Consider the following 5,909-nt stretch of genomic DNA (forward strand, 5'->3'; position numbering starts at 1 on the left):
GGTTCCGGTCCGGCCGGGTACACGGCGGCCGTGTACACGGCGCGGGCGAACCTGTCCCCGGTGGTCGTGGCAGGGTCCGTGACCGCCGGCGGGGAGCTGATGAACACCACCGAGGTGGAGAACTTCCCCGGCTTCCGTGACGGGATCATGGGCCCGGAGCTCATGGACAACATGGCCGCCCAGGCCGCCCGGTTCGGCGCCGAGATCCTCTACGAGGACGTCGAGGCCCTCGACCTGGCCGGGGAGACCAAGACCGTGCGCCTGGCCAACGGGGACACCTACCGGGCCCGGGCGGTCATCATCGCCACCGGCTCCGCCTACCGCGAGCTGGGCCTGCCCGACGAGAAGCGCCTCTCCGGACACGGGGTCTCCTGGTGCGCGACCTGCGACGGGTTCTTCTTCCGCGAGCAGCACATCGCCGTCGTCGGCGGCGGGGACTCCGCCATGGAGGAGGCCCTCTTCCTGACCAAGTTCGCCTCCAAGGTCACCGTCGTGCACCGCCGCGACGAGCTGCGCGCCTCGAAGATCATGGCCGAGCGCGCCCTGGCCCACCCCAAGATCGACTTCGCCTGGAACCAGGCCGTCACCGGCATCGAGGGCCAGGACAAGGTCACCGGCCTGCGCCTGGCCAACACCCTCGACGGCACCGAGTCCCGCCTCGAGGTCACCGGCGTGTTCGTCGCCATCGGCAACGACCCCCGCACCGACCTCGTCCGCGGCCAGCTCGCCCTCACCGACGACGGCACCATCGCCGTCGAGGGCCGCTCCTCCCGCACCAGCCTCCCCGGCGTCTTCGCCGCCGGCGACGTCATCGACCCCACGTACCGCCAAGCCATCACCGCCGCAGGCTCCGGCTGCGCCGCCGCCCTCGACGTCGAACACCACCTCGCCCACCACGACGCGGCGCCCGCCGCGGAACCCGCCGCGGCCCTGTAGGGGGCCAAGCCCGCCCACGCCGCGGCCGCCCGGTGGCGGCGGGGCGTGCCGGGTGCCGTTCCGGAGCGCTTGGCACCCGTCCCGGCCCGACCTAGTCTGTGTCGGGGACCGGCCCCGGTCCCCGACCAGCAGGGACGCCCGCCCGTGTGGCGCGGCGTCCCGCCCCGTTCGACCTCGCGTCCTGGTGCAACCCAGACCCCATCGAGAGCGCAGGGAGACCCCATGAACGAGACCGCCCCCGCCAGGGCCCGGCACGCCGCCCCCTGCACGCCGGAGAAGGACCTCCACGTCCTCCAGCGCGCCGTCGAGCGGCTCACGGAGCGGTACGCGGACGCGGTGCCCGCCGACACCGTGGAGCGCTACGTCTTCGAGTCGTACACGACGCTGTCCCGCACCGCGCGCGTCCGGACGCACCTGGCGGCGACGGCCGAGCACTTCGCCGCCGACCGGCTGCGCGCGCTCGCGGCATCGCGGGACCGGCGGCCGCACGACCGGCCGGCCGTCCTGTTCGTCTGCGAGCAGAACGCGGGCCGCTCGCAACTGGCCGCGGCGCTGATGCGCCAGGCCTCCGGCGACGCCGTCGAGGTCCGCTCCGCCGGCTCGCAGCCGGCCGGCGCCGTCCACCCGATCGCGGAGCACCTGCTCGAGGAGCGCGAGCTGGACCCCGGCCACGCCTACCCGAAGCCGGTCACGGACGACGTCATCCGCGCGTCCGACTACATCGTCACCATCGGCGGCGGCCGGTCCGGCCCGCGGTACCCCGACAAGGAGTACCTGGACTGGGACATCGCCGACCCCGGCGACGACCTGGACCTCGCCACGGGCCGCCGCGTCCTGGACGACCTCGAGGCCAGGGTCGCGGACCTGTGGCGGAGGATCTCCGCCGGCTCCTGAGCGCGTCTGGGTCCACGTCCACCTCCCAGCCCGCGGCCAGGCGGGCCCGACCGGGGCCCGCCTGGGCCAGCTCTGCCCCGGGCCTCCTGGCCCGGCCCGGTCAGTAGTTGGCCGGCGGGTCCGACGCCGGGAAGGTCTCCTCGACCTGCTCGTCGACCTCCGCGTCCCGGCCGCCGGGATCGTCGGTGCTCGCCGGCGGGACGCCGGGCTTCCGTTCCTCCGCGCTGGTCGGCTCCTGCGGCTCGATCGGGGTCTCCTCCGGGGTCTCGCTCACGGTCTGTCCTTTCCGTCGGGATCTTGTCGCAGCCCCACTATGGCGCGCGGCCCCGGCGTTGGCCACGGTTGCCGTTGCGGGTGGCCCGCTGACCGGGACCAGCTGACCGGGACCAGCCCGACCAGGACCGGGGCGGAGCGGGGGCCGGGAGCCGGCGCCGCCGTCGTCCTCAGCGCACGGCGCGCAGCCGCACCGCCCGGTACGCCGCCCCGACCGCCAGCACCACGAGTCCCGCGGCCACCGACGCCGGCGGCAGGGCCGCGGCCAGCACCACGCACCCCGCGGCCCCCACGGCCTGGAGCCACCGCGGGTAGCGGCGGTCCGCGGCGGGCTGCGTGAATGCCGCGACGTTGGCGATGAGGTAGTACAGCAGCACGCCGAAGGAGGAGAACCCGATCGCGCCGCGCAGGTCGGTGAGCAGGACGAGGACCACGACGACGGCGCCCAGCGCGAGCTCCGCGTGGTGCGGCACCCGGTGGCGGGGGTGGACGGCGGCGAGGAACCGGGGCAGGTCCGCCTCGCGCGCCATGGCCAGACTGGTCCGTCCCACGCCCGCGATCAGGGCCAGCAACGCCCCGAGCGAGGCCGCGGCCGCCCCGGCCCGGACGACGGGGGAGGCCCAGTCCCACCCCGCCTGCTCGACGACCAGGGCCAGCGGGGCGGGCGAGCCCGCGAGCCGCCCGGCGCCCACGGTAGCCAGGGCAGTCACGGCCATCGCCAGGTAGACGACCAGTACCCCGGCCAGGGCTCCCACGATGGCGCGGGGGATCGTTCGCGCCGGGTCTCGGACCTCCTCGCCCATCGTGGCGATCCGGGCGTACCCGGCGAACGCGAAGAACAGCAGCGCCGCCGCCTGGAGCGTGCCGTACGCGCCGCCGGCGAACAGGTCTCCGCCGATCCCGCCCAGCCCGGACGCGTCCGGCGCGGCGGCCCCAGTCGCCGCGGTGGCGATGCCGGCGGCGGCCACGAGGGCCAGCACGGCCAGCACGAACACGACGATGGCGCGGGCCAGGCCGGCCGTGCGCGTCACGCCGAAGTAGTTGGTGGCCACCAGGGCGGCGACGGCGACGGCGGCGGCCGGCTTCTGCCACCCCGGCGGGACGGCGTAGGCGGCGAACGTCAGCGCCATCGCGGCGCAGCTGGCCGTCTTGCCGATCACGAAGCACCAGCCGGCCAGGAAGCCCGGCCACTCGCCGAGGCGCCGGCGCCCGTAGACGTACGTCCCGCCCGATTCCGGGTACACCGCGGCCAGCTGCGCCGAGGACGTCGCGTTGCAGAAGGCGACGGCGGCCGCCACGGCCAGGCCCAGCAGCAGGCCCGGGCCGGCGGCCGCCGCGGCCGGCCCGAACGCGGCGAAGATCCCGGCCCCGATCATCGATCCCAGGCCGATGAACACCGCGTCGGCGGTGCCCAGTTTCCGGGCCAGTCGGGTGCTGTTCATGGGGCGTCTTCCTTGTCTCGGGCGGCGGTCCGGCGCCAGCCTAGCCGGTCGCCGGACCCGCGCCGGCGGGGACGCGGGTCCGCGCCCCCCGCCACCCCGGCGGACCGTCCCGGAAAAAATTTTCCCCGCCGGTGTCGATTCCCAGCGCCCCCGTTCGACGCGATAGTAGGAGGGCGCAGACGGCGCCCCCACCGAACAGGAGAACTGCCATGAAGTACATGCTCATCATGCGCGCCACCGACGAGGCCATCGAGGCATCCAAGCAGGCCGACTTCGAGGAGATCCTCAATGCCATGGGCGCCTACAACGAGACGCTCATGAAGGCCGGCGTCATGATCGGCGGCGAGGGGCTCGCGGACCCCAGCGAGGGGTGCGTCGTCGACTTCTCCAACGATCCGCCGCTGGTCACCGACGGCCCGTACGGGGAGACGCACGAGCTGTTCAACGGGTTCTGGATCCTCCAGGTCTCCAGCCAGGAGGAGGCCGTCGAGTGGGCCAAGCGCTGCCCGCTCGGCCCCGGGTCGAAGCTCGAGGTCCGGCGCATCCACGGCGACGAGGACTTCGCCGACTACGCGGACAACGAGTACGTGAAGAAGGAGGCCCAGTGGCGCGAGGAACTCGGCACCAACTAGGGCTCCGGGCACCGGCTGGACGGGGGCGGGGCCCGCGGTGAGCGCGGACCCCGCTGCCGTCGCGCGCCGGCTGGACGCGGTCTGGCGGATCGAGGGCGCGCGCATCGTCGGGGCCCTCGCCCGGGTGACCGGGGACCTGGGTGCCGCGGAGGACCTCGCGCAGGAGGCCATCGCCGACGCGCTGCGCCAGTGGCCCGACGCGGGCGTCCCCGTGAACCCTGCCGCGTGGCTGACGGCGGTGGCCAAGCGCAGGGCCGTCGACGCCTGGCGCCGCGCCGCGGCGCTCGACGGGAAGTACCGGCAGTTGGCCCACGGGCTGGTGGAGCCGGACGGCGTCGAGTGGGAGCCCGTCCCGGACGATGTGCTCCGCCTCGTGTTCACGGCCAGCCACCCCGTGCTGTCCCGCGAGGCGCAGGTCGCCCTGACGCTGAGGGTCGTCGGCGGCCTGTCCGCCGCCGAGATTGCCCGCCTGTTCCTGGTCCCCGTCGCCACGGTCCAGCAGCGGATCGTCCGGGCCAAGCGGACGCTGGCCGCGGCGCGCGTGCCGTTCGAGGTCCCGGAACCGGCCGAGTGGGCGCCCCGGCTGGCCGCCGTCCTCGGCGTGGTGTACCTGATGTTCACGGAGGGGTACGCGGCGACGTCTGGTGCGCACTGGTTCCGCCGCGACCTGGCGGAGGAGGCCCTGCGGCTCGGCCGGGTCCTGGCCGGCCTTGTTCCGGGCGAGCCCGAGGCGCACGCGCTCGTCGCGCTCATGGAGTTCCAGGCGTCGCGCTTCGCGGCGCGCACGACGGCGGGTGGCGAGCCCGTGCTGCTCGCGGACCAGGACCGGACCCGCTGGGACCGGTCCCAGATCGGCCGGGGGAGTGCCGCGCTGTCCCGCGCGGACGCGCTCGTCCGGGGCCGGGGTCCCTACGCGCTGCAGGCCGCCATCGCGGAGCGCCACGCCGTCGCCGGCAGCGTCGGGGAGACGGACTGGCCCGGCATCGTGGTGCTCTACGAGGCACTCGGCCGGGTCGCTCCGAGCCCGATCGTGGAACTCAACCGCGCCGTCGCCGTCTCCATGGCGACCGGCCCGGAGACGGCCCTGGCGCTCGTCGACCGGCTCCGCGACGGCGGCGCGCTGGGCCGGTCGCACCTGTTGCCGAGCGTGCGCGGCGAGCTGCTGGCCCGGCTGGGGCGCGACGCCGAGGCCCGCGCGGAGTTCGCCGCGGCGGCCGAGCTCGCCGGCAACGACCGCGAGCGGGCCGTGCTGCGGGCCCGGGCGCGCGGCGAGGCGCCCTAGGGTGTGTTGCTAAAGCGTCATGAGGCAAGGATCGGGTTCGATGGTCTGGTGGCTAATCGCGATTTGATCTCCGATGGCGTGTGGGAAGTGATCGGTCCGGTGTTTCCCCCGTACAAGGGAACCGGGCGCCCCGTGGCCGATCGCCGCACCGTGGTCGAGGCCGTGGTGTGGAAGTTCCGTACCGGCGCCCCCTGGCGGGACCTCCCGGAGCGGTTCGGGAACTGGAACACCGTCTTCAAGAACTTCGACCGCTGGGCCAAGGACGGCACCTGGGACCGGGTGCACAAAGTGGTCCAGACCCGGGCCGAGGAAGTGGGCGACCTGGATTGGGTGGCCTCGATCGACTCGACCATCGTGCGCGTGCACCAGCACGGCGCGAACCTTGCCCGGGACACAGGGGGCCGGAGCGAATTACAAGAAAACCGGCCCGGAGCCGCCTGACCACGCGAT

General features: G+C 74.7%; 7 protein-coding genes. 5 read left to right on the forward strand and 2 right to left on the reverse strand.

The genetic code is table 11. From position 1 onward, the window contains the following. Positions 1–936, forward strand: a 936-nt coding sequence (gene trxB / locus AC1Q5D_RS17770; protein ID WP_481739764.1) for a thioredoxin-disulfide reductase, incomplete at its 5' end; no start/stop codon positions are given. Between the two features lie 222 nt (positions 937–1,158). Beyond that, the gene (locus tag AC1Q5D_RS17775) at positions 1,159–1,830 is read left to right on the forward strand and encodes an arsenate-mycothiol transferase ArsC (protein WP_481739765.1); all 672 of its coding nucleotides are present in this window, start codon (positions 1,159–1,161) and stop codon (positions 1,828–1,830) included. A 100-nt stretch (positions 1,831–1,930) separates the two neighbouring features. Here the strand turns inward: AC1Q5D_RS17775 and AC1Q5D_RS17780 are convergent, their stop codons facing one another. Both AC1Q5D_RS17780 and AC1Q5D_RS17785 read right to left on the reverse strand, forming a co-directional pair. Beyond that, positions 1,931–2,104 (reverse strand): hypothetical protein, encoded by a 174-nt coding sequence (locus AC1Q5D_RS17780; RefSeq protein WP_481739766.1) that lies wholly within the window; start codon positions 2,102–2,104, stop codon positions 1,931–1,933. 169 nt (positions 2,105–2,273) lie between these two features. Beyond that, positions 2,274–3,545 (reverse strand): APC family permease, encoded by a 1,272-nt coding sequence (locus AC1Q5D_RS17785; RefSeq protein ID WP_481739767.1) that lies wholly within the window; start codon positions 3,543–3,545, stop codon positions 2,274–2,276. A gap of 209 nt (positions 3,546–3,754) precedes the next feature. Between AC1Q5D_RS17785 and AC1Q5D_RS17790 the strand changes: the two genes are divergently transcribed. Genes AC1Q5D_RS17790 through AC1Q5D_RS17800 form a run of 3 tightly spaced genes read left to right on the forward strand, consistent with a single transcriptional unit; the run spans position 3,755 to position 5,900 of the window. Continuing rightward, positions 3,755–4,177 (forward strand): YciI family protein, encoded by a 423-nt coding sequence (locus AC1Q5D_RS17790; protein WP_481739768.1) that lies wholly within the window; start codon positions 3,755–3,757, stop codon positions 4,175–4,177. Positions 4,178–4,214: 37 nt separating this feature from the next. Further along, a complete protein-coding gene (locus tag AC1Q5D_RS17795) occupies positions 4,215–5,459 on the forward strand; it encodes an RNA polymerase sigma factor (RefSeq protein ID WP_481739769.1) in 1,245 nt (414 codons plus the stop codon). A 48-nt stretch (positions 5,460–5,507) separates the two neighbouring features. Further along, positions 5,508–5,900 carry an IS5 family transposase gene (locus AC1Q5D_RS17800; protein WP_481739740.1) on the forward strand — a complete coding sequence of 131 codons (393 nt, stop codon included), beginning with the start codon at positions 5,508–5,510 and terminating at the stop codon, positions 5,898–5,900. Positions 5,901–5,909: the final 9 nt, after the last annotated feature.

This window comes from Arthrobacter paludis, assembly GCF_056782315.1.

Excerpts from the sequence above, each read along its gene's own strand:
- AC1Q5D_RS17785 (WP_481739767.1), bottom strand. The coding sequence starts at position 3,545 with ATGAACAGCACCCGACTGGCCCGGAAACTGGGCACCGCCGACGCGGTG.
- AC1Q5D_RS17790 (WP_481739768.1), top strand. The coding sequence starts at position 3,755 with ATGAAGTACATGCTCATCATGCGCGCCACCGACGAGGCCATCGAGGCA.
- AC1Q5D_RS17775 (WP_481739765.1), top strand. The coding sequence starts at position 1,159 with ATGAACGAGACCGCCCCCGCCAGGGCCCGGCACGCCGCCCCCTGCACG.